Source organism: Methylobacterium sp. 190mf, assembly GCF_900107945.1.
Classification (GTDB): Bacteria; Pseudomonadota; Alphaproteobacteria; order Rhizobiales; family Beijerinckiaceae; genus Methylobacterium.
In genome coordinates this window covers 70,511-95,394 of sequence record NZ_FNVI01000009.1, presented here as the reverse complement: position 1 = coordinate 95,394, position 24,884 = coordinate 70,511, and the positions used below count along the sequence as shown (strand labels likewise).

Below are 24,884 nucleotides of genomic sequence, written 5' to 3'. Positions count from 1 at the left end.
GCCTGCCCTGCGATCATGTGCGCGACCGGCCCGGGGAACCGGATCACGGACGAGGCGACCGATCCCCGAGGCGGTCACCTCGCTGGCGGCACCCCAGGGCTCGCCCGCTTCCGTTGCACGAGCAGTCGGCTGCCCTCTGGGGGCGCGGCCCTTTCGGACGAGGGGGTTCAAGTCTCGGCGATGAGGTCCTTGATGCGGGAGGCGAGGGTCTCCAGCACGAACGGCTTGGTCAAGACCTGCATCCCGGGCCGAAGGTAGCCGTTCCCGAGCACGGCGTTCTCCGCGTACCCGGTGATGAACAGCACCTTCAGGTCCGGTCGCCGCTCGCGGCCGGCGTCCGCCATCTGTCGCCCGTTCATGCCCCCCGGCAGGCCGACATCCGTCACCAGCAGATCGATGCGCACGTCCGACTGCAGCACCTTCAGGCCGGCGACGCTGTCGGCGGCCTCGATGGCGGTGTAGCCCAGGTCCTCCAGCACCTCGGTGACCAGCATGCGCACCGAGGGCTCGTCGTCGACGATCAGCACCGTCTCGCCCTGGCCCGCTTGCTCGACCTCGGAAAGCCTGCGCGCGACCGCGTCCTCGTCGGCCTCGCCGTAGTGCCGCGGCAGGTAGAGGCAGACGGTCGTCCCCGCGCCGACCTCGGAGTAGATCCGCACCTGCCCGCCGGACTGCTTGGCGAAGCCGTAAACCATAGACAGGCCGAGGCCCGTGCCCTCGCCGGTGGGCTTTGTGGTGAAGAACGGCTCGAACACCTTTCCGATCAGGTCCGGCGCCATGCCGGTGCCGGTGTCGGTCACGCAGACGCCGAGATACTGGCCGGGCGCGAGGTCGTGCTGGCGGCCGCCGACCTCGTCGATCCACCTGTTGGCGGTCTCGATGGTGATGCGACCGCCGTCCGGCATCGCGTCGCGGGCGTTGATGCACAGGTTGAGCAGCGCGTTCTCCAGCTGGCCCGGGTCGATCAGCGCCGGCCACAGCCCCGCAAGACCGACGACCTCCAAGTGGACGGCCGGACCGACGGTGCGCCGGACCAACTCCTCCATGTCGTGGACGAGGCGGTTCACGTTGGTGGGCTTGGGGTCGAGGGTCTGGCGGCGGGAGAAGGCCAACAGGCGATGCGTCAGGGCGGCGGCCCGCTTGGCCGCGCCCTGGGCGACGCTCATGTAGCGGTCAAGGTCGCCCATCCGCCCCTGGCTCATCCGGGTCTGCATGAGTTCCAGGGAACCGGAGATGCCCGCGAGCAGGTTGTTGAAATCGTGCGCGAGGCCGCCGGTCAGCTGGCCGACCGCCTCCATCTTCTGCGACTGCCGCAGAGCCTCCTCCGTCTTGGCCAGCGCCTCGGCCTGCTGCTTGATCTCGGTCACGTCGCGCACGGACGAGTAGATCAGCCCGTCGCGGGGCACCGCGTTCCAGGACAGCCAGACATAGCTGCCGTCCTTGCGGCGGTAGCGGTTCTCGAACGTGAGCTGGGCCTCCCCGCGCGACAGTCCCCCCGCCGCCGCCACGGTCGACGCGACGTCGTCGGGGTGGACGAAATCGAGGAACGGCCGCGCCTTCATGTCGGCGTCGGTCCACCCGAGAGTTCGCGACCAAGCCGGGTTGAGGCCGACGAAGTAGCCGTCGAGGTTGGCCACGCAGAGCAGGTCGGACGAGGCCTGCCAGATCTGGTCGCGCTCGGCGGTCCGGGCGGCGACCTGGCGGGCGAGGTCGGCCTCCGTCTGCACCCGGACGGTCACGTCCTGCACGAAGACGTGGAAACCGTCGACGCGGCCGCCGGAGGTCCGTCGCGGCAGGTAGCGGATCTCGGCGACGCGGTGGCGCCCGTCGCGGTGCGGCCAGTCCGTCTCGAAGGTGACGGGCTCACCCCCGAGCGCCCGATCGATGAAGGGTCGCCGCACGGCGTAGGCGGCCGGGCCGAGCAGCTCGCGGACATCGCGTCCGACGACCTCGCCAGGCGGGGCGGAGAACCAGTCCTTGTAGGCCTCGTTGGCGAAGCGGTAGACGTGGCCGGCGTCGATGAACGCAATCAGCACCGGCAGCGCGTCGGTGATGAGCCGGAGCTCGCGCGCGCTGGCCTCCGCCAGCAACTCGGCGCTCCTGCGCGCGGTGATGTCGCTGAAGAAGACCGCGACGCGGTGGTCGCGCGGGTCCCCGACCCGGTGCGCACGCACGTCGAACCAGCGCCCGAACACGGCGGCGTAGTTCTCGAAATGGGCGGGTTCCCCGGTCAGGGCGACGCGGCCGTAGCTGTCGAACCAGTGCCGTTCGAGGTCGGGCGCGAACGTGCTGACCCAGCGGCCGGCCACGTCGGCGCCCGTCTGCCGGGCGAAGGCCGGATTGGCCTCCTCGATCAGGTAATCGACCGCCCGTCCGTCCGCGTCGAACCGCATCATGAGGATGCAGAACCCGACCTCGACCGTCTCGAAGAGCGTCCGGTAACGGGCCTCGCTCTCCTGCAGCGCCGCCTCGGCCAGGCGGCGGTCGTGGATGTCCTCAACCACCCCGTACCAGGCCACGATGGCGCCGGCTCCGTCGCGGCGGGGACGCGCGCGCGCCCGCATCCAGCGGTACGTGCCGGTCGCCGCGATGTTGATGCGATAGTCCACGTCGACCGGCTCGCCCGAGGCGAGACAGGCCGAGAACACCGCGACCGTGTGGGGGACGTCCTCCGGATGCAGGGCCTTCATCCAGCCCGCGCCGTCGGGTTCGCCGGGTGCCTGGCCCGTCAGTTCCAGCCAGCGGTTCGAGTATGAGGTGATATTGCCCGCCGGGTCGCAGGTCCACGGCACCTGGGGATTCAATTCGACGGTATGCCGGAGGTGGGCCTCGCGCTCCCTCAGCGCCCTTGCGGCCTCGTGCTCGGCCGTGCGGTCGCGGACAATCTTGGTGAACCCGCGATGCGCACCGGCTTCGTCGAGCAGCGGCATCATCTCGCCCGACGTCCTGACGCGGCTGCCGTCCTTGCGGAGGTGCCAGCGCTCGACGGAGGCGCGCGCCTCGCTCGTCGCGAGCCGCATCTCGGCCTCAGGGCGCCCCTCCGCACGGTCCTCGGGCGTGAAGATCCGGTCGGCGGGCTGCCCGCGCATCTCCTCCGCCGTCCAACCGAAGATCCGCTCGGCGCCGGGGTTCCAGTCGATGACCGAGCCGTCGCGGTCGGTGACGACGATGGCGAAGTCCCTGACGTTGTCGAAGACGACCCGGTGGCGCCAGTCGCTCGCTGGCGCGTCCTGCCCGGCGGTCCGATGCACTGGGCGCACCTCCCGGCCGACGGTCTCGCCCCCTGCCTCCGGCAGCCTCGAGCGCAGGCGCAGCACCTCCGCCTCAAGTTGCGCGCGCGACATCGCGCCGACGTCCGGGCCGATCGATTTCACCGTCTCCCGAATGGCCGGCGTCTCTTCGAAGTCGTGCATCAGGAGGCCAAGCCATCCAGTCCCGGCCGGTTCCGTTTGGAGAGATCACGGTCGCCCGCCGGTCCGGACCGGCAGCCGCGGTCCGCCTGGCAATCGTGGCCGCCGCGTCATGCGATGGACGGACACCGTCCTGAACTTTCAAGACGGGACGATGTTCGCCGGCATCAACCTTCGCCTGCCTTAAAGGGTCGCGACCCGATCAGCTGTCGGGCCGGCCGAGATCGAAAGGTCGGTAGCGCTCGACGCGCCGATCCCCGTCCTCGAAAGCAAGCCGTACAAGATCCTGAAGCAAGTCCAGACGTCCATTGCTTCGCGGCAAGCGAGACGGGATTGAAAAGTGAGTGGCTTCGCGTGCGACCGAAGCGCTCGAGCGAAGAACTGATTGTGCTGGAGACCGGCCGCTCGCGGAAGGATTTGCGATCCTCAGGATCAGCGTTCCGGCTGCGGCCCAGATCCGACACAGAGGTCGGCACGCTCAGATGAGACTTGAAATTTATAGACGTCGACTAATGAAACTGTTGGTAGCGAGGGAGGGATTTGAACCCCCGACACAAGGATTATGATTCCTCTGCTCTAACCAGCTGAGCTACCCCGCCACGAGCCGCGACCGTCCATCGAGACGATGCGTGCAGTGGCGGCGGTATAGGAAGAGCGGGCGTGCCGTGTCAACGTCTTCCCGTGAGCAAATCGCGCCTCCGGAGGTCGGGCAGGCCGCGTGCCGTCGCGCGCGGGAGGGAAACGCTTGGCTGTCACCGAGAATCGCTCGGCGACAGCCCGTCCGCCATGTCCGACCCGTACCGGCCCGCTAGGTTTGGCACGGGCCGCTCGACGGCCCGTCAGATCGCGGAGCGTTCGATGACAGCGCGCAAGAGCCATCGCTGGACCACCAGCCTCGCCGCCCTTCTCGTCCTCGGGGTGCCGCTCGCCACGGGTCCGGCATTCGCCGCGGGCAAGGACGTCACCTACCGCGCGGCGCTCACCGGCGGCAGCGAGGTGCCGGCAACCGCGTCCTCCGGCAAGGGCGAGATCACCGCGACCTTCGATCCCGCCACCAAGCGCCTGATCTGGTCGGGCCAGTACAGCGGCCTCACCGGGCCCGTCACGGCCGCCCATTTCCACGGGCCGGCCAAGGCGGGCGAGAATGCCGGCGTGCTCGTGCCGGTGACGGCGGCGAGCAGCCCCTTCACCGGCGAGGCGACCCTCGACGACGCCAAGGCCGCCGATCTCGAGGCGGGGAAGGTCTACTTCAACCTCCACACCGCCGCGAACCCGAAGGGCGAGATCCGTGGCCAGATGGAGCGCGCACCCTGATCCGGAACGCCGGGAGCCTCGACGTTCCCGGCCGCGCCCGGTAGGCGGATCCCCGTCCACCTGCCGGAGCCTTCGATGAAGCACACCGACGCCATCATCGCCTGGACGCCCGTCCGCTGGGCGGAACTGAAGCCGGAAACCGCCGGGCAGGTCGTCGTTCTGCCCGCGCCAGACGCGGCCGGAGAGGCCAAGCGCTACATGATGCGCGCCGGCGCGAGCTCGTCCGCCCTGGCCACCCTGACGGAGGAGGCCCGCGTCGCGCGCCTGTTCATCGACTTCCAGACCCTGGTCGTCCGCGACGGGATCGACCCGCAGGTCGCCCACCGGGCGTTCCTGGCGATCGACGAGTACCGGTTCCGCATCGCCCCCGATACCGAGGGCGCGGAATTCGAGGACCCGCCCGAGGAAGATTAGCCCGAGCCTCGAAGGTGCAGCGCGCATCCCTCGCGGAAGCGTGAGAATTAAGAATACACAGAGCGCGGACGCGCCCTATCTCCCGGCGGGTCCTGAATCCGTCGGAGGCCGGCCATGCCCGTATCCCGTCGCGCCGTCATCGCCGCAGCCGCTATCGCCCCGCTCGCCGGCCGCCTCGCCGCGGCGGCCGAGCCGCTGATCCGCCGCCCGATACCCTCCACCGGCGAGACGCTCCCGGCCATCGGGATCGGCACGTCCCGGCGCTACGAGGTCGAGCCGACGCCCGAGGCGGTGGCGCCCCTGAAGGAGGCGGTGAAGACCTTCGTCGCACTCGGCGGATCGGTGATCGACACGGCCCCGAGCTACGGCACCGCCGAGGACGTCCTCGGCCTGATCCTGGCGGAGCCCGGCCTGCGCCAGAAGATCTTCCTCGCCAGCAAGGTCGACACGACCGGCCGCGACGCGACGCTGGCGGAGTTCGACCGATCGCTGAAGCGCATGAAGGTCGACACCCTCGACCTGGTGGCGGTCCACAACCTGATCGACGTGACCGGGAATCTGGCGGTCCTGCGCGATCTGAAAGCGCAGAAGCGCGTCCGGTACGTCGGCGTCACGGTCTGGCGCGACAACCAGCTCGACGCCCTGGAGGCCGTCATGAAGCGCGAGAGCCTCGACTTCATTCAGGTGAACTACGCCATCGACAACCGTGCCGCCGCGGAGCGCGTGCTCCCGCTGGCCGCGGATCGCGGCGTGGCGGTGATGACCAACGTGCCTTTCGGCCGCGATCGCCTGTTCAAGGCGGTCCAGGGCAAGGAGTTGCCGGCGGTCGCCAAGGATCTCGGCTGCGCGAGCTGGCCGCAGTTCTTCCTGAAATACGTGCTCGGCAACCCGGCCGTGACCTGCCCGATCCCCGGCATGGCGAAGGCCGCCTATGTCGAGGACAACCTCGGGGCCGCGCGGGGCAAGCTGCCCGACGCGGCGCAGCGCAAGCAGATGGAGACGTTCATCGATGCGGTCTGATCTCACCTCGCGCCGCGCGGCGCTCGCCCTCGCGGTTGGCCTCGCCGTGGCCGCCGCTCTTCCCGCGGCCGTGCCCGCCGCGGCCCAGGACGACGCGAAGAAGATCCGGATCGGCGTGATCGGCGCCGGGAACATCGGCGGCACGATCGGGTCGCTCTGGGTCAAGGACGGCCACGAGGTCATGTTCGCCTCCCGCCACCCGGAGCAGCTCGCCGCGATGGTCTCGGAGCTCGGGCCCAAGGCCAGGGCCGGCACGCCCGAGGAGGCGATCAAGTTCGGCGACGCCGTGTTCATCGCCGTCCCCTACAAGGCCTATCCGGACCTCGCGAAGGAGATCGGCCCGTCCCTCAAGGGGAAGGTCGTCCTCGATGCCGGCAACGCCACGCAGAAGCGCGACGGCGCGCTCTACGACGAGGTCCAGGCCAGCGGGATCGGCGCGACCTCGGCCAAGTACTTCCCCGGCGCCAAGATCGTGCGCGCCTTCAACGCGGCCAATTACAAGATCTTCGCCAAGGAGGGCGCGGACGGCGGCAAGGGTCGTGCGGGCGGGCGGATGGCGATCCCGATCGCCGGGGACGACCCGGAGGCGCTGAAGGTCGCCGAGGGCCTCGTCCGCGATGCCGGGTTCGACCCGGTGGTGGTCGGCCCGCTCAAGGATGCCGACAAGTTCGCCATGGGCAGCCCGGGCTTCGGTCACGACGTAACCGCGCCGGAGATGCGCGAGAAACTCGGACTGGCGAAGTAGGCGCGTCGCCCGGCCCCTTGCCGGGCCCCGCAACGGCGAGGGGTCCGACCGAGCCTTCCCCGAGGGAGGCCCGTCCGGGGAAGAAGCCCATTCCGGTGAGATCGGCCCATGCCTGAACCCGCCCGCGGCACGCTCGCGCGCCTGATCGACGTTCAGCCCGGCGAGGGCCGGGCGCTGGCCTGGTCGTGGGCCTACATCTTCTCGATCCTGGCCGCCTACTACGTCCTGCGCCCGATCCGGGACCAGATGGGCGTCGCCGGCGGCATCGAGAACCTGCCCTGGCTGTTCACCGCCACCCTCCTGGGGATGCTCGCCCTCAACCTGCCCTTCGCCTACCTGGTGAAACGGATGCCGCGGGCGCGGTTCGTGCCGATCACCTATCGGTTCTTCGCGGCCAACATCCTAGCGTTCGCGCTGACGCTCTACCTCGCGCCCGCCGAGTGGGGCGTGTGGATCGGCCGAGTGTTCTTCGTCTGGCTGTCGATCTTCAACCTGTTCGTGGTCTCGATCTTCTGGGCGACGATCGTCGACGTGTTCTCGAACGCCCAGGGCAAGCGATTGTTCGGCTTCATCGCGGCCGGCGCGACGCTCGGCGCCATCGCGGGCTCGGCGACCACGGCGATCTTGGCCAAGAACGTCCCGACCTGGGGCCTGATGCTGTGCGCGGTGGTGCTCCTCGAGATCGCGGTGTTCTGCATGCGCGGGCTCGCCGCGCTGTCGACGCAGCTGCACGAGGTGCCGGGCCGCGACGGGGGCGCCGAGGACGGGCAGGACCGGACGATCGGCGGCAGCGTGCTCGCCGGCGTCACCCGGACCCTCGCGTCGCCCTACCTACTCAACATCTCGCTGTTCCTGCTGCTGTTCTCGGTGACCTCGACGTTCCTGTACTTCGAGCAGGCGGGCATCGCGAAGCGGAGCTTCCCGGACCGCGGCGCGCAGACGGCATTCTTCGCCAGCGTCGACCTCGCGGTGAACGTCCTCACGCTGGGCATCCAGCTGTTCCTCACCGGCCGGATCGTGAACCGAATCGGCGTCGCCCTGACGCTGGCGATCCTCCCGGCCTTCAGCATCCTCGGCTTCGCGGCGCTCGCGCTCTGGCCGACGATCGGCGTCATCGTGGCGTTCCAGGTGCTCCGCCGGGCCGGGAACTTCGCGATCGCCCGGCCGGTGCGCGAGGTGCTGTTCACCGTCGTCCCCCGGGAGGACCGCTACAAGGCGAAGAGCTTCATCGACACGGTGGTCTACCGGTTGGGCGATCAGGTCGGCGCGTGGTCGTTCACCGGCATCCAGGGCATGGGGCTCGGCAGCGCCAGCGTGGCCGGCGCCGCGATCCCGCTGTCGATGGCGTGGCTCGTGAACAGCGTCTGGCTCGGGCGCGCGCAGGAGCGGCGGCGGGCCGAGCAGGCGGCGGAGCCGGGCATCGAGCCCGAACGGACCGCGCCGGTCGGCCGTGCGGCCGCTGCGCCCGGCGGGTGAGCGCCGTTTCGCCCCGCCTATCGATGCCGCATGAAGTCCCAGACCAGGTAGGCCGGGAACGGCAGCATGATCGCGAAGAAGATCCAGTCGAACATCTGAGGCATCAAGCCGTCTCCCGCTCGGTCCCCCCTGGTTCTACCGGCTTCCCGAGGTGAAGTTCCGCGCGGCCGCGGCGGCCGTTAAGAGGCGGTTTACCCTGACGGGTGAGGTATCGCGCTCGTTCCGGGCGGGAGAGTGACATGGCGGGACCTGCATGGTCGGCGCCGCGGCGCCGGTGGCGTGCCGCCGATCCCGCGATGGCGCTGCTCGGGCTCCTCGCCCTGACACCGGCACCCGTCGCCGCGCAGGAGCCGCTCTTCATCCGCATCCGCCCGCTGCCGGACGCCGAGGCGGCGCGCCTCGCCCGGGAGATGCTCTGGGCCCGTCGGCAGGCCCATGCCCGCGCGGTGATCGAATCGGTCTGCACCGGCTGCCTGGGCGCCTGGAAGCCCGAACCGGTCCCGCCACCGACGCCTGCGCCCGCGCAGGACAGGATTGCGAACCTCACCGTTCCGATAGGGGTTGAACTCGACCCCGGCTCCGGGGCATCCGAGCCCGGTCCCGATCCATCGACCTCCGAGAGGCATCCATGACGCAAGCGCATCCGACCAGCGGCGCCGAGCCCGAAGTCGATTGCCCGGTGACCCTCGAGGTTCTGGGCTCCGTGTACCGGGCCGACGACTTCGACCTGCCGCTGATCCTGGAGCAGATCCCGCCGCTGAAGCGCGCGCAGCTCGCCGCCTACCTCTACGGCAAGAGCCACATGCACAAGCTCGGGCTAAAGGTCGCTCGTTCCTGCGAGCGCGACGACCTGATCCGCGTGGCGGGGGAGATCGGCTCGGTGATCCACGGCCAGGCGCACTTGAAGCCGTCGCGACCGACTCCCGAGCCCGCCCCGCAGCTGCGCGCCAAGACCCCGCCCGGCCAGAAGAAGGTGAGCCTCGCCGGCGCCGCCGCGAAGCCCGCGATCAGCCTCGGTGGCTCGGCCAAGGTCCGCAACTTCGACTGAGAGCTGGCGCGCGTCGGGCCAGCCGAGACCGCCGCGCGCGGCTGGCCGCGCCGGCACCGACGGGGCGACGGCGACGCGCGGGACCTGACGTTCGGGTCCGGCATTCCGTCGGTGACGGCACGTCGGAAGGCCGGACAATCCGGACTTGTGCGTTGCACGCGCCGCGGGCTTCGGATAATCGCCCGCGATGAACACCGACCACGACAAGATCCTGATCGTCGATTTCGGCTCTCAGGTGACGCAGCTCATCGCCCGCCGCGTGCGGGAGGAGGGCGTCTACTGCGAGATCGTGCCCTTCACGAAGGCCGAGGCCGCGTTCCGCGAGCAGAAGCCCAAGGGCGTGATCCTCTCCGGCGGCCCCGAATCGGTTACCGTCGAGGCCTCGCCCCGCGCGCCCCAGCTCGTGTTCGATTCGGGCGTCCCGGTCTTCGGCATCTGCTACGGCCAGCAAACCATGGCGGCCCAGCTCGGCGGCGCCGTCGAGGGCGGCCACCACGCGGAGTTCGGCCGCGCCGAGGTCGAGATCCTGGCCGACTGCCCGCTGTTCAAGGGCGTCTGGCACAAGGGCGAGAAATACCCGGTCTGGATGAGCCACGGTGATCGCGTCACCAAGCTGCCGGACGGCTTCACCACCGTGGCGATCTCCAGGAACGCCCCCTTCGCGGCGGTTGCCGACGAGGCCCGCAACTACTACGCGGTCCAGTTCCACCCGGAGGTGGCGCACACGCCCCACGGCGCCCTGCTGATCCGCAACTTCGTGCGCGACGTCGCGGGCTGCTCGGGCGACTGGACCATGGGCGCCTACCGCGAAGAGGCCATCGCTAAGATCCGCGAGCAGGTCGGCTCCGAGAAGGTGATCTGCGGCCTGTCGGGCGGCGTCGATTCGGCCGTGGCGGCGGTGCTGATCCACGAGGCGATCGGCGATCAGCTGACCTGCGTGTTCGTCGACCATGGGCTCCTGCGCCTCGGCGAGGCCGAGCAGGTCGTGGCGCTGTTCCGCGACCACTACAACATCCCGCTGGTCCACGTGGAGGCATCGGGGATGTTCCTCGCGGCTCTGGAGGGCGTCAGCGACCCGGAAATCAAGCGCAAGACTATCGGCCGCCTGTTCATCGACGTTTTCGAGGCTGAATCAAAGAAGATCGGCGGGGCGAAGTTCCTCGCGCAGGGCACGCTCTACCCCGACGTGATCGAGAGCGTGTCGTTCACCGGCGGTCCGTCCGTGACGATCAAGAGCCACCACAACGTCGGCGGCCTGCCCGAGCGCATGGACATGAAGCTCGTGGAGCCGCTGCGCGAGCTGTTCAAGGACGAGGTCCGGGTGCTCGGCAAGGAGCTCGGCCTGCCCGAGGGCTTCGTCGGCCGCCACCCGTTCCCGGGCCCGGGCCTGGCGATCCGCTGCCCCGGCACGATCACCGGCGAGAAGCTGGAAGCCCTACGCAAGGCCGACGCGATCTACCTCGACGAGATCCGGCAGGCCGGCCTCTACGACACGATCTGGCAGGCCTTCGCGGTGATCCTGCCGGTGAAGACCGTCGGCGTGATGGGCGACGGGCGCACCTACGACCACGTCTGCGCGCTGCGCGCCGTCACCTCGGTCGACGGCATGACCGCCGACTTCTACCCGTTCGACATGGCCTTCCTGGGCCGGGTCGCGACCCGGATCATCAACGAGGTGAAGGGCATCAACCGGGTGACCTACGACATCACCTCGAAGCCGCCCGGCACGATCGAGTGGGAATGAGCCGGCGTCCGGCCCGATCCCGCGCCGTCATCGCGAGCGGAGCTAAGCGACCCAGGGCAGCGTGACGCTTCGATCCGTGACGCGCTCCTGGATTGCTACGCACCGCTCGCAACGACGCGGCGCCGGCCCTCACGGGGTGCAGAGCGCCGGCTCGACCGCCCTCAGCGCCGGCCGGAATGCCGCGAGGTGCAGCCCGTCGCGCAGGGCGCCGGGCTTGGCGTAGCCCGTATCGCCGTCGCGCAGGGCTGCGAACGGATCCGCGAAGACGCAGCCGAGCCGCCCGCAGAGGTTCTGCAACCGGCGCGAGTAATCCGCGACCGCGCCGGCATCGACCAGCTTGCCGATCTCGCGACCGACCGGGGGGAGGGCGGTCACCACGACGCGCGGGCTGAGGGTCTGCAGCCGCTTGACGATCGTCTCGGTGGCGGCCTCGAACTGCTCCGTCGGCTTGTGCAGCTGCGGGTTGTTCTTCACCAAGATGTCGTTGGTCCCGATGGTCAGGACCGCGAGCCGCGGCTGCACCTTGAAGGTCAGGCGCGCGAGGTAGTCCGCGTAGCTGCCCGCGGTCGCGCCGCTGATCCCGCCGTTGAGGAAGTCGAGCCCGCAGGGCCGCTGGCTCCCGGGCTGCAACTCCACCTGGGAATCGCCGGCCCAGAACACGTAGTCCGGCGGCGCCTCGTCGAGGCTGACCTGCACGGCGATCAGGCGCATCTCGGCGTAGGCCCGCGCGTCGGCCCCCGGCCGATGCAGGCGCCACCCGGCGAAGCCGCCGATCGCCAGGAGGGCGAGCCCGCCGAGAACGAGGGAAACGACGCGCTTCACGGCTCGGCCCCGGCCCGGTCGACCCGGGCGTCGGGCCGCGCGTCCGTCGAGGCGAAGTAGGGCTTGATGTCGAGGAGCGGCGTGCCGTCGAGGCAGTCGAGCCCGCGCACGCGGAGCGTGTCGCCGTCGCGGCCGAGCAGTTCCACGACCGACAGGGCGATCGGGTTGGGACGGGCGGGCGAGCGCAGGGAGAACGTGCCCCTGGGGCCGTCGGCGTGGCGCGGCCGCTGGATCACGAGGCCGCGGGTCGCCCGGTCCATCCAGTAGAGGAGGATCAGGTGCGTGCAGCCCGTGACGTTGCGCAGGCCGGGGGCGTAGGCCGGATCGACCTCGACGGTGCAGATTCCGTCGGCCTGCAGGCCGTTCTTCGGACAGTCGGACCGCGCCTGCCAGGGCGTGCGCAGCCGGCCGATGAAGTGGAGGCCCGCGTCGAAGGTCGCGGGCAGGGCGGCCCTCTCTTCACCGGGACGGGTCCCGAACTCATCCGCGTCCAGCCCCGTGTCCATGCCCGCGTCCTCGCCGCCGCGCTCCGCGCCGGCCGGCTTGTCGGCCATGTGTCCGCGGCTCGCAACCCCGCATCTCGCCCCCGGATGGCGCGGGGTGTAGATCCGGCAGCAGGAACGGAGGCGACATGATCGAGCGGGAATTGCGGCCGATGCAGGCGGTGGCGGATGCCGCGACCGCCATCGACCGGCTGGTCGAGCTCTACGACGACGCGGCCGGCGCCCTGCGGACCGCGCTGGAGCGCTACCTCGCCGGCGGGCCGCCGCCGGACGCCACGGAGCGTCTCGCCTTCCGCTACCCGGAACTACGGATCAGCTACCGCCCGGACGGGCCGCTGCCCCGGGTCCGGCGCGCCACCGCCAAGCTCCAGGCCGCCGGCACCTACGCCACCACAATCACGCATCCGGAATTCTTCCGGACGTACCTGACCCGCCAGCTGGAGCCGCTGATCGCCGACTACGGCATCGCCCTCGAGGTCGGTCTCAGCGCGCAGGAGATTCCCTATCCCTACGTGCTGGAGGCCGGGCTGGACGCGCGCGGGCGGAGCGTCGACGGCGCGGACCTCGCCACCTATTTCCCGGTGCCGCTCCTGTCGCTCGTGGGCGACGAGATCGCGGACGGGCTGTTCGACCAGATCCCTGGCGAGCCGCTGCCCCTGGCGCTGTTCGACGCGGTTCGGGTCGATTACTCGCTCCGGCGCCTCGTCCATTACACCGGCTGCGACTGGCGCGACGTCCAGCCCTGGATCCTGCTCACCAACTATCACCGCTACGTCGACCAGTTCGTCCGCCACGGCTTGGAGCGGCTCGCCTCGGGCGCGGAGGGGTTCGAGCGGCTGGTCCTGCCGGGCGGCGTGTCCGTGACCCGTGCCGAGGCGGTGGATGCAGACCCGGCCGCTGTGATCGCCGCCTCGCCCTGGCATCGCCATCAGATGCCGGCCTACCACTTGGTGGCGCGCGATTCCGACGGGACCCAGCAGGGCACGACGCTGGTCAATATCGGCGTCGGCCCCTCGAACGCGAAGACGATCACCGACCACCTCGCGGTGCTGCGCCCGGATTGCTGGCTGATGGTCGGCCATTGCGGCGGCCTGCGGCAGTCGCAGACCATCGGCGACTACGTGCTGGCGCACGCCTACCTCCGCCGCGACCGGATCCTCGACGAGCTCGTGCCGCCGGACGTGCCGGTGCCGGCCCTCGCCGAGGTGCAGGTCGCCCTTCAGGACGCCGCCGCCGCGGTGACGGGCGAGCAGGCTGACGCGCTCAAGCGGCGCCTGCGCACCGGCACGGTGGTGACCTACGACGATCGCAACTGGGAACTGCGCTTCAGCCAGGAGCGGCGTCGGATCAACCAGTCCCGCGCCGTGGCGGTGGACATGGAGAGCGGCACGGTCGCCGCCCAGGGCTTCCGCCTGCGCGTTCCCTACGGCGCGCTGCTCTGCGTCTCAGACAAGCCGCTCCACGGCGAGATCAAGCTGCCGGGTGCCGCCAACGCCTTCTACGATCGGGCCGTCTCGGAGCACCTCCGGGTCGGGCTGGCGGCCCTCGACGTTCTTCGGGCCGATCGGCAAGGTCTCCACTCGCGCAAGCTGCGCAGTTTCGATGAACCGCCCTTCCGGTGAGACTTCATGAAGTCCAGGGTGACGTTCGAGCCCGACGTACATATCGCCAACTCAGCGACCGACTGCCACGCCATCGGTCATACTCAAGCTTGGATACAGCCGCCTTAGAGCCGGGTTGAGTGGTTAAAGCACCACACAGCAGGCTGAGCTTTCCCATGACTCGTATCGCACTCGTCTCCACCGCCCTCCTGACAGCCGTCGCGTTCGCGCCGACCGTCGCCGATGCCCGCGGCTTCGGCGGCGGTGGCTTCCACGGCGGCGGATTCGGCGGGGGCGGCTTCCACGGTGGCGGTTTCGGCGGCGGCTTCCGCGGCGGCAGTGTCGGCGGCGGGGCGTTCCGGAACGGCGGCTTCGGCGGCGGCGCCTTCCAGAACGGCGTCGGCGGGGCGCGGGTCGGCGGACTGGGCGTTGGCTTCCGCGGGGCCGGGCTCGGCGTGGCCGGCGTCGGCGGCAGCCGGACCGGCGGCCTGCGGGCCGGCGGATATAACCAGGCCAGCCGGTTCGGCGGGGTCGGGAACCGCGGGATCGCCGGTCGCGGCTTCGTCAACCGCGGCTATTACGGCCACCGCTACGGACGCGGCGTCGGCTACGGACTTGCCGGCCTCGGGCTCGGCCTCGGCGTCGGTTACGGCCTGGGCGGTCTCGACTACGGCTACGACAATTGCGCCTACACTTACGGCTACGGCGCCTACGACCCGGCTGCCTGCAACGGCTCCTACGGCTACGGCTACTGAGGCAGGCGGCGCGGGTCTCGTCCCCGCGGCGCATCCTCGAAACCGCGCGACGCCCGGCCGGCCTTCGGTCGGGCAATGTCGTGAGGACCCCTGGGCCAGATCGGCCCACCGGATCCACAGCCTTCGCCGCAGGCGAAGGCTCGCTCAACAAGTCCCGAATTGCGAACCGTTCCAATCCGATGAGGATGCCGCTTCCGGCGTAGCGTGGTGCGGGGACGATCGCGGTGAGCGGCGAGGGACTGGTTGCGGCGACGGCGGGGCTGCTCGTGCTGTGCATGGGCCTGTGGGCGACCGCGCTGCTGCCCGAGATCGTCACGGCACTCGCCTTCTTCGGACTGGCGATGCTGCTGCGTCTCGGCTCGGCCGCGACGGTGTTCTCGGGCTTCTCGTCCTCCGCGTTCTGGCTGGTCCTGTCCGGCATGGTAGTGGGGCAGGGCATGACCCGGACCGGCCTGGGCGCCCGGATGGCGCGCACCCTCGCCCTGCGGCTCTCCGGCTCCTACGGCCGCTTCATCGCTGGGCTGGTGACGCTGAGCTTCCTCATCGCCTTCGTCATGCCGTCGAATCTGGGCCGCATTGCCCTGATGATCCCCGTCACCCTCGCACTCTGCGACGCCTTCGGCCTCGCGGCCGGGCGCCCGGGGCGGACGGGTGCGGTCCTAGCCGTCGGCCTCGCCACCCCGATCCTCTCTGCGGCGATCCTGCCCGCCAACGTCCCGAACCTCGTGATGGCCGGCTCGGCCGAGCACCTGCTCGGCCTGCACCTGTCGTACCTCTCTTACTTCCTCCTGCATGCCCCGGTCCTGGCGCTGGTGAAGGGCGTGCTGCTCGTCGGCCTCATCGTCCGGCTGTTCCCGGACAACCTCGGCTCCGCCGCTCCGGCCCTGCCGGACCTTCCCCCGCTGTCCGCGCCCGAGCGGCGCCTCGCGGTGATCCTCGCCTGCACGCTGATCCTCTGGATGACCGACAGCCTCCACGGCCTTGCCCCCGCCTGGGTCGGCCTCGCCGCCGCGGTCGTCTGCCTGCTGCCGCGGATCGGGGTCCTGCCGCCGGAGGCGTTCCAACAGGTGAACCTGCGGACCTGCTTCTACATCGCGGCGCTGCTCGGCCTCGTCGCCCTCGTCAACGAGACCGGGCTCGGCGAGCGCCTCGGCCATCTGCTGCTGACCGTCGCCCCCCTGGCGCACGACGCGCCGACGCAGAACTTCGCGGTGCTCACCGGCATCGCCACGGTGCTGACCCTCCTCGTCACCGCCAACGGCGCCCCGGCCCTGTACACGGCGCTCGCGGGCGAGATGTCGGAGGCGAGCGGCCTGTCACCCTTCGCGGTCGTCTCGCTGCAGGTGATCGGCTACTCGACTCTGTTCTTCCCCTATCAGGCGCCCCCGATCGTGTTCGCCAGCGAGCTCGGGCGGGTCCGTCTCCGGGACGCGACCCGGCTCACCCTGAGCTTCGGTTTCCTGTCGCTCCTCGTGGCGGCGCCGCTCGACTACGCGTGGTGGCGCCTCCTGGGACAGCTGAAGTGACAGAATCGGCAAAGTGTCGCCCCAGAGGGCACATTGCGCCGCACCATGACGGATTGCGGGTTGCCCGCTCAGGCTCTAGCGCTACCAGATTAGAGACGGTCCAGTTCGCAGCTGCGAGGCTTCAACACGATGGCACCCACCGCCCGCCCGACAGTGGCTCAGCCCATGTCGCCGCATCTCCAGATCTATCGCTGGACCTGGACGATGGCGATGTCGGTGTTCCACCGCATCACCGGCACCGCGCTCTACGGCGGGACTGCTCTCGTCGCGATCTGGCTCGTGGCTCTGGCCTCGGGACCGGCCGGCTACTCTTACGTGGCCGGGTTCTTCGGCTCGATCTTCGGGCGCCTGATCCTGTTCATCTACACGTGGATCCTGATGCACCACATGCTCGGCGGCATCCGGCACCTGATCTGGGACACCGGCGTCGGCTTCGACCGGGAGAAGCGCCTCTCGATGGCCCGGCTGACGCTGATCGGCTCGGTGGCCCTCACCCTCGTCATCTGGGCGGTCGCCCTTCTGGTCCGCTGAGGAGGACGACATGGCTAAGGAAGAGGTCCGGCAGGACACGCGCGTCTCGATCCGCACGCCGCGCGCCCGCGTGCGCGGCCTCGGCGTCTCCCATCACGGCGCCGGGCACTGGTGGCTGCAGCGGCTGACCGCCGTCGCCAACGTCGTGCTGATGCTGAGCTTCGTGGTGATCATCGCCAAGATGGCGGGCCGCGGCTACCCGGAGGCGCGGCTCCTCGTCGCGACCCCTCTGGTGTCGATCCTCCTGATCCTGGCGCTACTGTCGGTCACGGTCCACATGCGCCTCGGCATGCAGGTGATCATCGAGGACTACGTGCACGCGCCGGCGACGAAGATCGCGGCGGTGTTCGCCAACAACGCCTACGCGGTCGTCGTGGCCGTCGCCTGCCTCTACGCGGTCCTGCGCATCGGCTTCGGACAGCCGGCCTGACCCCGCCAACATCGATCTCGAGGAGCCGAACATGGCCGCCAACGGCACAAACGGCAGCGGGCCTGCCTACACCATCCACGATCACGCCTTCGACGTCGTGATCGTCGGCGCGGGCGGCGCGGGACTGCGCGCCACGGTGGGCTGCTCGGAAGCGGGCCTGCGCACCGCCTGCATCACCAAGGTGTTCCCGACGCGCTCCCACACGGTGGCGGCGCAGGGCGGCATCTCGGCCTCGCTGGGCAACATGGGCCCGGACGACTGGCGCTGGCACATGTACGACACCGTGAAGGGATCGGACTGGCTCGGCGACCAGGACGCCATCGAGTACCTCGTGCGCAACGCGCCCGCCGCCGTCTACGAGCTGGAGCACTGGGGCGTACCGTTCTCCCGCACGGAGGAGGGCAAGATCTACCAGCGCCCATTCGGCGGCATGACGACCGATTACGGCAAGGGCACCGCCCAGCGCACCTGCGCGGCGGCCGACCGGACCGGCCACGCGATGCTGCACACCCTCTACGGGCAGGCGGTGAAGAACCAGACCGATTTCTTCATCGAGTACTTCGCCCTCGACCTGATCATGGACGACGAGGGCCGCTGCCGCGGCGTCATCGCCCTCGATCAGGCCACCGGCGAGATCCACCGCTTCCGCGCCCAGATGACCATCCTGGCGACCGGCGGCTACGGCCGCGCCTACTTCTCGGCGACCTCCGCCCATACCTGCACGGGCGACGGCAACGCCATGGTGCTGCGCGCCGGCCTGCCGCTGCAGGACATGGAGTTCGTGCAGTTCCACCCGACCGGCATCTACGGCGCGGGCTGCCTGATCACCGAAGGCTCCCGCGGCGAGGGCGGCTATCTCACCAATTCCGAGGGCGAGCGCTTCATGGAGCGCTACGCGCCGTCGGCGAAAGACCTCGCCTCGCGCGACGTGGTCTCGCGCTCCATGACCATGGAGATCCGCGACGGCCGCGGCGTGGGCAAGAACAAGGACCACATCTACCTGCACCTCGACCACCTGGACCCGAAGATCCTGCACGAGCGCCTGCCGGGCATCTCGGAATCCGCGCGGATCTTCGCGGGCGTCGACGTGACCAAGGAGCCGATCCCGGTCATCCCGACCGTCCACTACAACATGGGCGGCATCCCCACGAACTATCACGGCGAGGTGCTGACGCTGCGCGACGGCAACCCTGACACGGTGGTCCCGGGGCTGATGGCGATCGGCGAGGCGGCCTGCGTCTCCGTCCACGGCGCCAATCGCCTCGGCTCGAACTCGCTGATCGACCTCGTGGTCTTCGGCCGCGCCGCCGGCAAGCGCTGCGCCGAGATCGTCGAGCCGAACGGCCGGGCCATGGAGTTGCCCAAGGGCGCGACCGACAAGGCCCTCGAGCGTCTCGACCGGTTCCGCTACGCCAACGGCTCGACCCCCACCGCGGAGCTCCGTGCCGAGATGCAGAAGACGATGCAGAACAACTGCGCCGTGTTCCGCACCGGCGAGGTGCTGGAGGAGGGCAAGGGCCTGATCCACAAGGTCTGGAACGCCGCCGCCGACGTGAAGATCACCGACCGGTCGCTGGTCTGGAACACCGACCTCCTGGAGACTCTGGAGTTCGACAACCTGATCGGCCAGGCGGTGGTGACGATGGAATCGGCCGCCAACCGCACGGAATCCCGCGGTGCCCACGCGCGCGAGGACTTCCCGGACCGCGACGACAAGGACTGGATGAAGCACACGCTGTCCTGGCTCGACGAGGGCCAGCACCAAGTGGTCATCGATTACCGCCCGGTCCACACCTACACGATGTCCAACGAGATCCAGTACATCGAGCCCAAGGCGCGCGTGTACTGATCTGCAACTCTGCACAACGACTGCGGCGGCGGGGCCTCACCCCTCCGGCCGCCGCATCCTGCTCCAGCGGAAGCCGTCGAGAACCATGGCTCAGTTCAACCTTCCGAAGAATTCCCAGATCACCCAGGGCAAGTCCTGGCCGGCCCCGCCCGGCGCCAGGAACCTGCAGACCTTCAAGATCTACCGCTGGAACCCGGATGACGGGGCCAACCCGCGGATCGACACCTATCAGGTCGACCGCGAGGATTGCGGCCCGATGGTCCTCGACGCGCTGCTGTGGATCAAGAACAAGGTCGACTCGACGCTGGTCTTCCGCCGCTCCTGCCGCGAGGGCATCTGCGGCTCCTGCGCGATGAACATCGAGGGGCAGAACGCGCTCGCCTGCACGATGGGCATCGACGAGTGCAAGAGCCCCGACAACGCCCTGCCGGTGATGACCCGCAAGGACAAGGACGGTGCGATCCGGATCTACCCGCTGCCGCACATGCCGGTCCTCAAGGATCTCGTGCCGGACCTGACGAATTTCTACGCCCAGCACGCCGCCATCGAGCCCTGGCTCCAGACCGAGACGCCCGCGCCCGAGAAGGAGTGGCGCCAGACGCCGGAGGACCGCTCCCGCCTCGACGGCCTCTACGAGTGCATCCTGTGCGCGTGCTGCACCACGTCGTGCCCGAGCTACTGGTGGAACGGCGACAAGTTCCTCGGCCCGGCGGCCCTGCTGCAGGCCTATCGCTGGCTGATCGACTCGCGCGACGAGAACACGGGCCACCGCCTCGACGGGCTGCACGACCCGTTCCGGCTGTACCGCTGCCACACGATCATGAACTGCGCCAACACGTGCCCGAAGAGCCTGAACCCGGCGAAGGCCATCGCCGAGATCAAGAAGATGATGGTCGAGCGCACGCTCTGATCGCGCAGTCGAGTCGGGTGTTGAGGCCTGAGGGCCACACCCGGCCGAAAAGGCCGGCTCTCCGCAGCAGAGTTGGTCCAGGCTGAGAGGGCTGCCTTGCGGACAGCGCAATTGCCACGGAGTCAGGATCGAAGCGCCTCCGCGCCGTGAATCCTGACCCGAAGTGGACCGATGCTGCGCCCGAGCCTGTCGACGTTCGCTGTTCTCTGTCTGGCCGCCAGCCTCGGCGCCTGCGCCTCCAGCCGCCTCGACGGGCCGCGCACCCGGGGGCCGTCGCCCCAGGCGTCCCTGGACACGGTGCCGGCCATGCCGTCGGGCACGGTGACGGCGGCCCCGCTGGCGCCGCCGCCCGGCGTCGCGGCGAGCCCCGACGCGCCGCCCCCGCCCGGTGCCCAGGCGGCCGCGCCGCCCGCCGGCGGCCCCACCGTGATCGCCGAGCCGGTCGCCCCGCCGGCGCCGCCGCCGCCGGTCGCCACGGGCGGCCGCTCATCGGTGGTCGGAAGCTGGGATGCGCGGGACGCGACCGGTGCGAACTGCAAGGTCACGCTCTCGAGCACCCCGGCCCTCGACCTCTACCGGGCGACGGCCTCGGGCTGCGCCAACAAGGATCTCGCGCGGGTCTCGGCCTGGGACTTCCGCGACGGCGAGGTCTACCTCTACCAGCCGGGCGGCTCGGTGGCGGCGCGGCTGCGCCAGGGCGGCGGCGGCCTGGAAGGCGCCCTCACCAAGTCCGGCGCGGCCCTCGCCCTGAACCGCTGAGGCCGGGCGGCGCGACCACGCCGCGCGGTTGGCGCGCGGCGGGAGGCGCTTACATGAGGGGCTCCCGCCGCGTCACGCCCCCATCAACATGTTCCTCGATTGGCTTGAACGCCGCGTCGACCCCTTCGCGCCCTTCGACGAGGCGCGGATGCCGCCGCGGTCGGTGCTCGGCTTCGCCTGGTTCTACCTGCGCCCGATCCGCGCCGCCCTGGCGGCGCTGTTCGTCATCGCGGTGATCGCCGGCACGGTCGAGGCCTCCCTCTACCTCGTGATGCGCTGGTTCATCGACCTGCTCGGCTCGGCCGACCGGGCGACGGTGCTGTCGGACCACGCGGTCGAGCTCGGGCTGGTGGTCCTGCTGATCGCCGTGGTGCGACCGCTGTCGATCTGGGCCCACGAGGTGCTGTCCAACCAGCTCGTCGTGCCGCAATCGACCAGCCAGATCCGCTGGCGGGCGCATCTCTACACCCTCGGGCACGCGCTCTCGTATTTCCAGGGCGACTTCTCGGGACGGCTCGCCAACCGCGTCGTCCAGGTGGGCCCGGCGGTGCGGGAACTCGCCGTCGTCTTCATCGACACGCTCCTGTACGTGGCGATCTACGCGATCACCGCGGTCGGGCTGTTCAGCGCGATCTCGCCGTGGCTCGCCGTCCCGGTGCTGCTCTGGATCGCCGCCTACGCGGCCCTGACCGCGTGGTTCGTGCCCCGAGCCCGCGCGCGCTCGCACAAGACCGCCGACACCCGCTCGACGCTGATCGGCCGCATCGTCGACAGCTACACCAACATTCTGACGGTGAAGCTCTTCGCCCGCGACCGCGAGGAGCGGGCCGCGGTGCAGGACGCCGTGGAAGTCCACACCGCCGCCTATCTCCACCAGTTCCGGCTGGTCACCCTGACGACGAGCCTCCTCGGCCTGCTCAACAGCGGGCTCCTGATCGCCACCGGCGCGGCCTGCCTCGTACTGTGGCGCGACGGCGGCATGACGACCGGCGAGGCGTCGGCGGGGCTCGCCCTGGTCCTCAGGCTCATCGCCATGTCGGGCTGGGTCATGCAGACCGTGCGAGGCGTCTTCGAGAATGTGGGCGTGGTCCAGGAGAGCATGCAGACGATGGCCCGGCCGCACGCCCTCGTCGACGCGCCGGACGCGCGGACGCTCGCCGTCACCGGCGGCGAGATCCGGTTCGAGGAGGTCGGCTTCCACTACGGGCGCGGCGACGCCACCGTCATCGAGGATTTCTCCCTTACGATCCGTCCGGGCGAGAAGGTCGGGCTGGTCGGCGTCAGCGGCGCCGGCAAGTCGACCCTGGCGGGCCTGCTCCTGCGGCTCTACGACGTGGAGAGCGGGCGGATCCTGGTGGACGGCCAGGACATTGCGACGGTGACCCAGCGATCCCTGCGCGAGGCCATCGCGATGGTCAGCCAGGACACTTCCCTGCTGCACCGCTCCATCCGCGACAACATCGCCTACGGCCGCCCCGGCGCCACCCAGGCGGAGATCGAGCGGGCCGCGCGGCTCGCCCACGCGGACACGTTCATCGCCGACCTCGTCGACCACAAGGGCCGGCGCGGCTACGACGCCCAGGTCGGCGAGCGGGGCGTCAAGCTGTCCGGCGGCCAGCGCCAGCGCATCGCCATCGCCCGCGTCATGCTGAAGGACGCGCCGATCCTGATTCTCGACGAGGCGACCTCGGCGCTCGACAGTCAGGTCGAGGCGGCGATCCAGGAATCGCTCGACACGCTGATGGCCGGCAAGACCGTGCTGGCCATCGCGCATCGCCTGTCGACGATCGCGGCCCTCGACCGGCTGGTCGTGATCGACCGAGGCCGGATCATCGAGGAGGGGACTCACGCCGAACTGGTCGCCGCCGGCGGCGTCTATGCCGGGCTGTGGTCGCGGCAGTCGGGCGGCTTTCTCGATGACGGGACGGCCCGGTACGACAGCGCCGTCGCCTGAGCGTCGGAGGAGCGAGATTGCCGGCAACATACCGCTACGATCGAGGGGCGACCTTATCGCCGCGCCGCACACTGCGGCTTGACTCGGGGGCGGCAGACGGTCTCATTGCTCAGATTAGAACCATAATGCTTTGTTCCCGGGACGAGCCGGGACGAGGGCACCTGCGGCCCTGACGCCGACGCATGGAGTTCCGAACCTTGGCGAACACATCAGCCGCCGCTGCCGCGGTCTCTGGTCATGAGGGCAGCCGCCGTGACTTTCTGTTCCTGGCGACGGGCGCCGGGTTGGCGGTCGGGGCGGGAGCCGTCGTCTGGCCGCTGATCTCCTCTATGGCGCCCGACGCCGACACGATCGCCGCCGGCGCGCCGATCGAGGTCGACCTGACACCGATCCAGGACGGTCAGATCATCAACGTCTTCTGGCGCGGCAAGCTGATCTTCGTGCGCAAGCTGACCGCCAAGGAAGTGACCGACATGAAGGCGGTCCCGCTCTCGGCCATGATCGATCCGGCCGCCTTCCCGACGCGGGTCAAAAGCGGCCACGACCAGTGGCTGGTGGTCTACGGCAACTGTACGCATCTCGGCTGCGTGCCGATCGGCCACCAGGGCAATTTCGAGGGCTGGGCCTGCCCGTGCCACGGCTCGCAATTCGACGCGGTGGGTCGCGTGCGCCACGGACCGGCGCCCATCAACCTGCCGATCCCGCCCTACGCCTTCCAGACCGATACCAAGATCCGGATCGGCGAAGGCGGCAAGGAAGCGGCCTGAGGAGGACGGAAGCATGAGCGGAACAGCCAGCACCTACGTCCCGAAGAGCCGCGTGGCCAAATGGTTCGAGGCGCGCCTGCCCATTGCCGGGCTGGTGCACTCGTCCTTCATCGCCTACCCGGTTCCGCGGAACCTCAACTACTTCTGGACCTTCGGGGCGATCCTCGCCGCCTTCCTGGGAATCCAGATCGTCACCGGCATCTGGCTGGCGATGCACTACGAGCCCTCGGCGACAGGTGCCTTTACCTCCGTCGAGAAGATCATGCGCGACGTGAACTACGGCTGGCTGCTGCGCTACGCGCACGCCAACGGTGCCTCGATGTTCTTCGTGGCCGTCTACGTGCACATGTTCCGCGCCCTCTATTACGGGTCGTACAAGGCGCCGCGCGAGGTGCTCTACATCCTCGGCGTCGTCATCTACCTCTTGATGATGGCGACCGCCTTCCTCGGCTACACGCTGCCGTGGGGCCAGATGAGCTTCTGGGGCGCGACCGTCATCACCAACATCCTGGCGGCGATCCCAGTGGTCGGCGACACGATTCAGACCCTGCTGTGGGGCGGCTACTCGGTGGGCAACCCGACCGTGAACCGCTTCTTCTCGCTGCACTACCTGCTGCCGTGGATGATTGCCGGTGTGGTCGTGCTGCACGTCTGGGCCTTGCACGTCACCGGGCAGAACAACCCGGCCGGCATCCCGATCAAGTCGGGCAAGGACGCGGTGCCGTTCACGCCCTACGCGACGGTCAAGGACGTGTTCGCGACCTGCGTGTTCATGATCCTGTTCGCGTGGTTCCTGTTCTACCAGCCGAACTATCTCGGCCACGCCGACAACTACATCCAGGCGAACCCGGCGGTGACGCCCGCGCACATCGTGCCGGAATGGTACTTCCTGCCGTTCTACGCGATCCTGCGCGCGGTCCCGAGCAAGCTCGGCGGCGTCATCCTGATGTTCTCGGCGGTGATCATCCTGGCGTTCGCGCCGTGGCTCGACACGTCGCGGATCCGGTCGTGCAACTACCGGCCGATCTACCGCCAGTTCTTCTGGGTGTTCATCGGCGCGACCCTCCTCCTCGGCTGGCTCGGCTCGCAGCCCCCGGAGGGCGGCTACGTGCTCGCCGCCCAGGTCTGCACCGCCTACTACTTCGCGCACTTCCTGATCGTCATGCCGCTCTGCGGCCTGTTCGAGACGCCGAAGAAGTTGCCGGGCTCGATCCTCGAGAGCGTGACCGGACCGGGCAAGCAGGTGACCGGATCCGGCATGCCGGCGGGCGCCGCCGCCGCTCCGACCACCAAAGGCTGACGGGCT

General features: G+C 69.8%; 22 protein-coding genes and 1 tRNA gene. 19 read left to right on the top strand and 4 right to left on the bottom strand.

Features of this window, described 5'->3' with window-relative positions; genetic code table 11:
- Positions 1-167: 167 nt before the first annotated feature.
- Positions 168-3,413: a PAS domain S-box protein gene (locus C4T42_RS12740; RefSeq protein WP_103985190.1), complete on the bottom strand. Its 3,246-nt coding sequence runs from the start codon at positions 3,411-3,413 to the stop codon at positions 168-170.
- Positions 3,414-3,932: 519 nt separating this feature from the next.
- Positions 3,933-4,009: transfer RNA gene (locus C4T42_RS12735), tRNA-Met, on the bottom strand.
- Positions 4,010-4,268: 259 nt separating this feature from the next.
- Between C4T42_RS12735 and C4T42_RS12730 the strand changes: the two genes are divergently transcribed.
- The 8 genes from C4T42_RS12730 to guaA all read left to right on the top strand — a co-directional run bounded on the left by C4T42_RS12730 (position 4,269) and on the right by guaA (position 11,171).
- Complete coding sequence (locus C4T42_RS12730) at positions 4,269-4,724, top strand: CHRD domain-containing protein (protein WP_103985189.1); 456 nt, start codon at positions 4,269-4,271, stop codon at positions 4,722-4,724.
- 75 nt (positions 4,725-4,799) lie between these two features.
- Positions 4,800-5,138, top strand: coding sequence for a hypothetical protein (locus C4T42_RS12725; RefSeq protein WP_056521301.1), 339 nt, complete (start codon positions 4,800-4,802; stop codon positions 5,136-5,138).
- A 114-nt stretch (positions 5,139-5,252) separates the two neighbouring features.
- Positions 5,253-6,158, top strand: coding sequence for an aldo/keto reductase (locus tag C4T42_RS12720; protein WP_100252973.1), 906 nt, complete (start codon positions 5,253-5,255; stop codon positions 6,156-6,158).
- Positions 6,148-6,903, top strand: coding sequence for an NADPH-dependent F420 reductase (locus C4T42_RS12715; RefSeq protein ID WP_091924672.1), 756 nt, complete (start codon positions 6,148-6,150; stop codon positions 6,901-6,903). The genes C4T42_RS12720 and C4T42_RS12715 overlap by 11 nt, the downstream gene beginning before the upstream one ends.
- Before the next feature lie 108 nt (positions 6,904-7,011).
- Positions 7,012-8,379 (top strand): MFS transporter, encoded by a 1,368-nt coding sequence (locus C4T42_RS12710; RefSeq protein WP_091924674.1) that lies wholly within the window; start codon positions 7,012-7,014, stop codon positions 8,377-8,379.
- Between the two features lie 296 nt (positions 8,380-8,675).
- Positions 8,676-9,011, top strand: coding sequence for a hypothetical protein (locus C4T42_RS12705; RefSeq protein WP_091924676.1), 336 nt, complete (start codon positions 8,676-8,678; stop codon positions 9,009-9,011).
- On the top strand, positions 9,008-9,427 hold the full coding sequence (locus C4T42_RS12700) for a hypothetical protein (RefSeq protein ID WP_020091761.1): 420 nt from the start codon (positions 9,008-9,010) through the stop codon (positions 9,425-9,427). The genes C4T42_RS12705 and C4T42_RS12700 overlap by 4 nt, the downstream gene beginning before the upstream one ends.
- Before the next feature lie 187 nt (positions 9,428-9,614).
- Complete coding sequence (gene guaA / locus C4T42_RS12695; RefSeq protein ID WP_091924678.1) at positions 9,615-11,171, top strand: glutamine-hydrolyzing GMP synthase; 1,557 nt, start codon at positions 9,615-9,617, stop codon at positions 11,169-11,171.
- A 129-nt stretch (positions 11,172-11,300) separates the two neighbouring features.
- Here guaA and C4T42_RS12690 read toward each other — a convergent pair whose 3' ends face one another.
- Positions 11,301-11,993 carry a GDSL-type esterase/lipase family protein gene (locus tag C4T42_RS12690; RefSeq protein WP_103985188.1) on the bottom strand — a complete coding sequence of 231 codons (693 nt, stop codon included), beginning with the start codon at positions 11,991-11,993 and terminating at the stop codon, positions 11,301-11,303.
- Positions 11,990-12,499 carry a tRNA (N6-threonylcarbamoyladenosine(37)-N6)-methyltransferase TrmO gene (tsaA, locus tag C4T42_RS12685; protein ID WP_103985211.1) on the bottom strand — a complete coding sequence of 170 codons (510 nt, stop codon included), beginning with the start codon at positions 12,497-12,499 and terminating at the stop codon, positions 11,990-11,992. Before tsaA ends, C4T42_RS12690 begins: the two co-directional genes overlap by 4 nt.
- A gap of 125 nt (positions 12,500-12,624) precedes the next feature.
- Between tsaA and C4T42_RS12680 the strand changes: the two genes are divergently transcribed.
- The 11 genes from C4T42_RS12680 to C4T42_RS12630 all read left to right on the top strand — a co-directional run bounded on the left by C4T42_RS12680 (position 12,625) and on the right by C4T42_RS12630 (position 24,878).
- Positions 12,625-14,118, top strand: coding sequence for an AMP nucleosidase (locus C4T42_RS12680; protein WP_103985187.1), 1,494 nt, complete (start codon positions 12,625-12,627; stop codon positions 14,116-14,118).
- Between the two features lie 155 nt (positions 14,119-14,273).
- A complete protein-coding gene (locus C4T42_RS31490; protein WP_146073999.1) occupies positions 14,274-14,852 on the top strand; it encodes a hypothetical protein in 579 nt (192 codons plus the stop codon).
- Positions 14,853-15,076: 224 nt separating this feature from the next.
- On the top strand, positions 15,077-16,378 hold the full coding sequence (locus C4T42_RS12670) for an SLC13 family permease (protein ID WP_091978061.1): 1,302 nt from the start codon (positions 15,077-15,079) through the stop codon (positions 16,376-16,378).
- A gap of 129 nt (positions 16,379-16,507) precedes the next feature.
- Positions 16,508-16,909, top strand: coding sequence for a succinate dehydrogenase, cytochrome b556 subunit (sdhC, locus tag C4T42_RS12665; protein ID WP_091924687.1), 402 nt, complete (start codon positions 16,508-16,510; stop codon positions 16,907-16,909).
- Between the two features lie 10 nt (positions 16,910-16,919).
- Positions 16,920-17,339: a succinate dehydrogenase, hydrophobic membrane anchor protein gene (sdhD, locus tag C4T42_RS12660; RefSeq protein ID WP_042674306.1), complete on the top strand. Its 420-nt coding sequence runs from the start codon at positions 16,920-16,922 to the stop codon at positions 17,337-17,339.
- A 31-nt stretch (positions 17,340-17,370) separates the two neighbouring features.
- Complete coding sequence (sdhA, locus tag C4T42_RS12655; protein WP_056521268.1) at positions 17,371-19,188, top strand: succinate dehydrogenase flavoprotein subunit; 1,818 nt, start codon at positions 17,371-17,373, stop codon at positions 19,186-19,188.
- A gap of 85 nt (positions 19,189-19,273) precedes the next feature.
- The gene (locus C4T42_RS12650) at positions 19,274-20,098 is read left to right on the top strand and encodes a succinate dehydrogenase iron-sulfur subunit (protein ID WP_024831121.1); all 825 of its coding nucleotides are present in this window, start codon (positions 19,274-19,276) and stop codon (positions 20,096-20,098) included.
- 171 nt (positions 20,099-20,269) lie between these two features.
- Positions 20,270-20,857, top strand: a complete 588-nt coding sequence (locus tag C4T42_RS12645) for a protease inhibitor Inh/omp19 family protein (protein ID WP_056521266.1) — start codon at positions 20,270-20,272, stop codon at positions 20,855-20,857.
- 88 nt (positions 20,858-20,945) lie between these two features.
- Positions 20,946-22,811, top strand: a complete 1,866-nt coding sequence (locus tag C4T42_RS12640; RefSeq protein ID WP_100252967.1) for an ABC transporter ATP-binding protein — start codon at positions 20,946-20,948, stop codon at positions 22,809-22,811.
- Positions 22,812-22,993: 182 nt separating this feature from the next.
- Complete coding sequence (petA, locus tag C4T42_RS12635; protein ID WP_165923088.1) at positions 22,994-23,578, top strand: ubiquinol-cytochrome c reductase iron-sulfur subunit; 585 nt, start codon at positions 22,994-22,996, stop codon at positions 23,576-23,578.
- Between the two features lie 13 nt (positions 23,579-23,591).
- Positions 23,592-24,878 (top strand): cytochrome b N-terminal domain-containing protein, encoded by a 1,287-nt coding sequence (locus C4T42_RS12630; protein WP_020091775.1) that lies wholly within the window; start codon positions 23,592-23,594, stop codon positions 24,876-24,878.
- Positions 24,879-24,884: the final 6 nt, after the last annotated feature.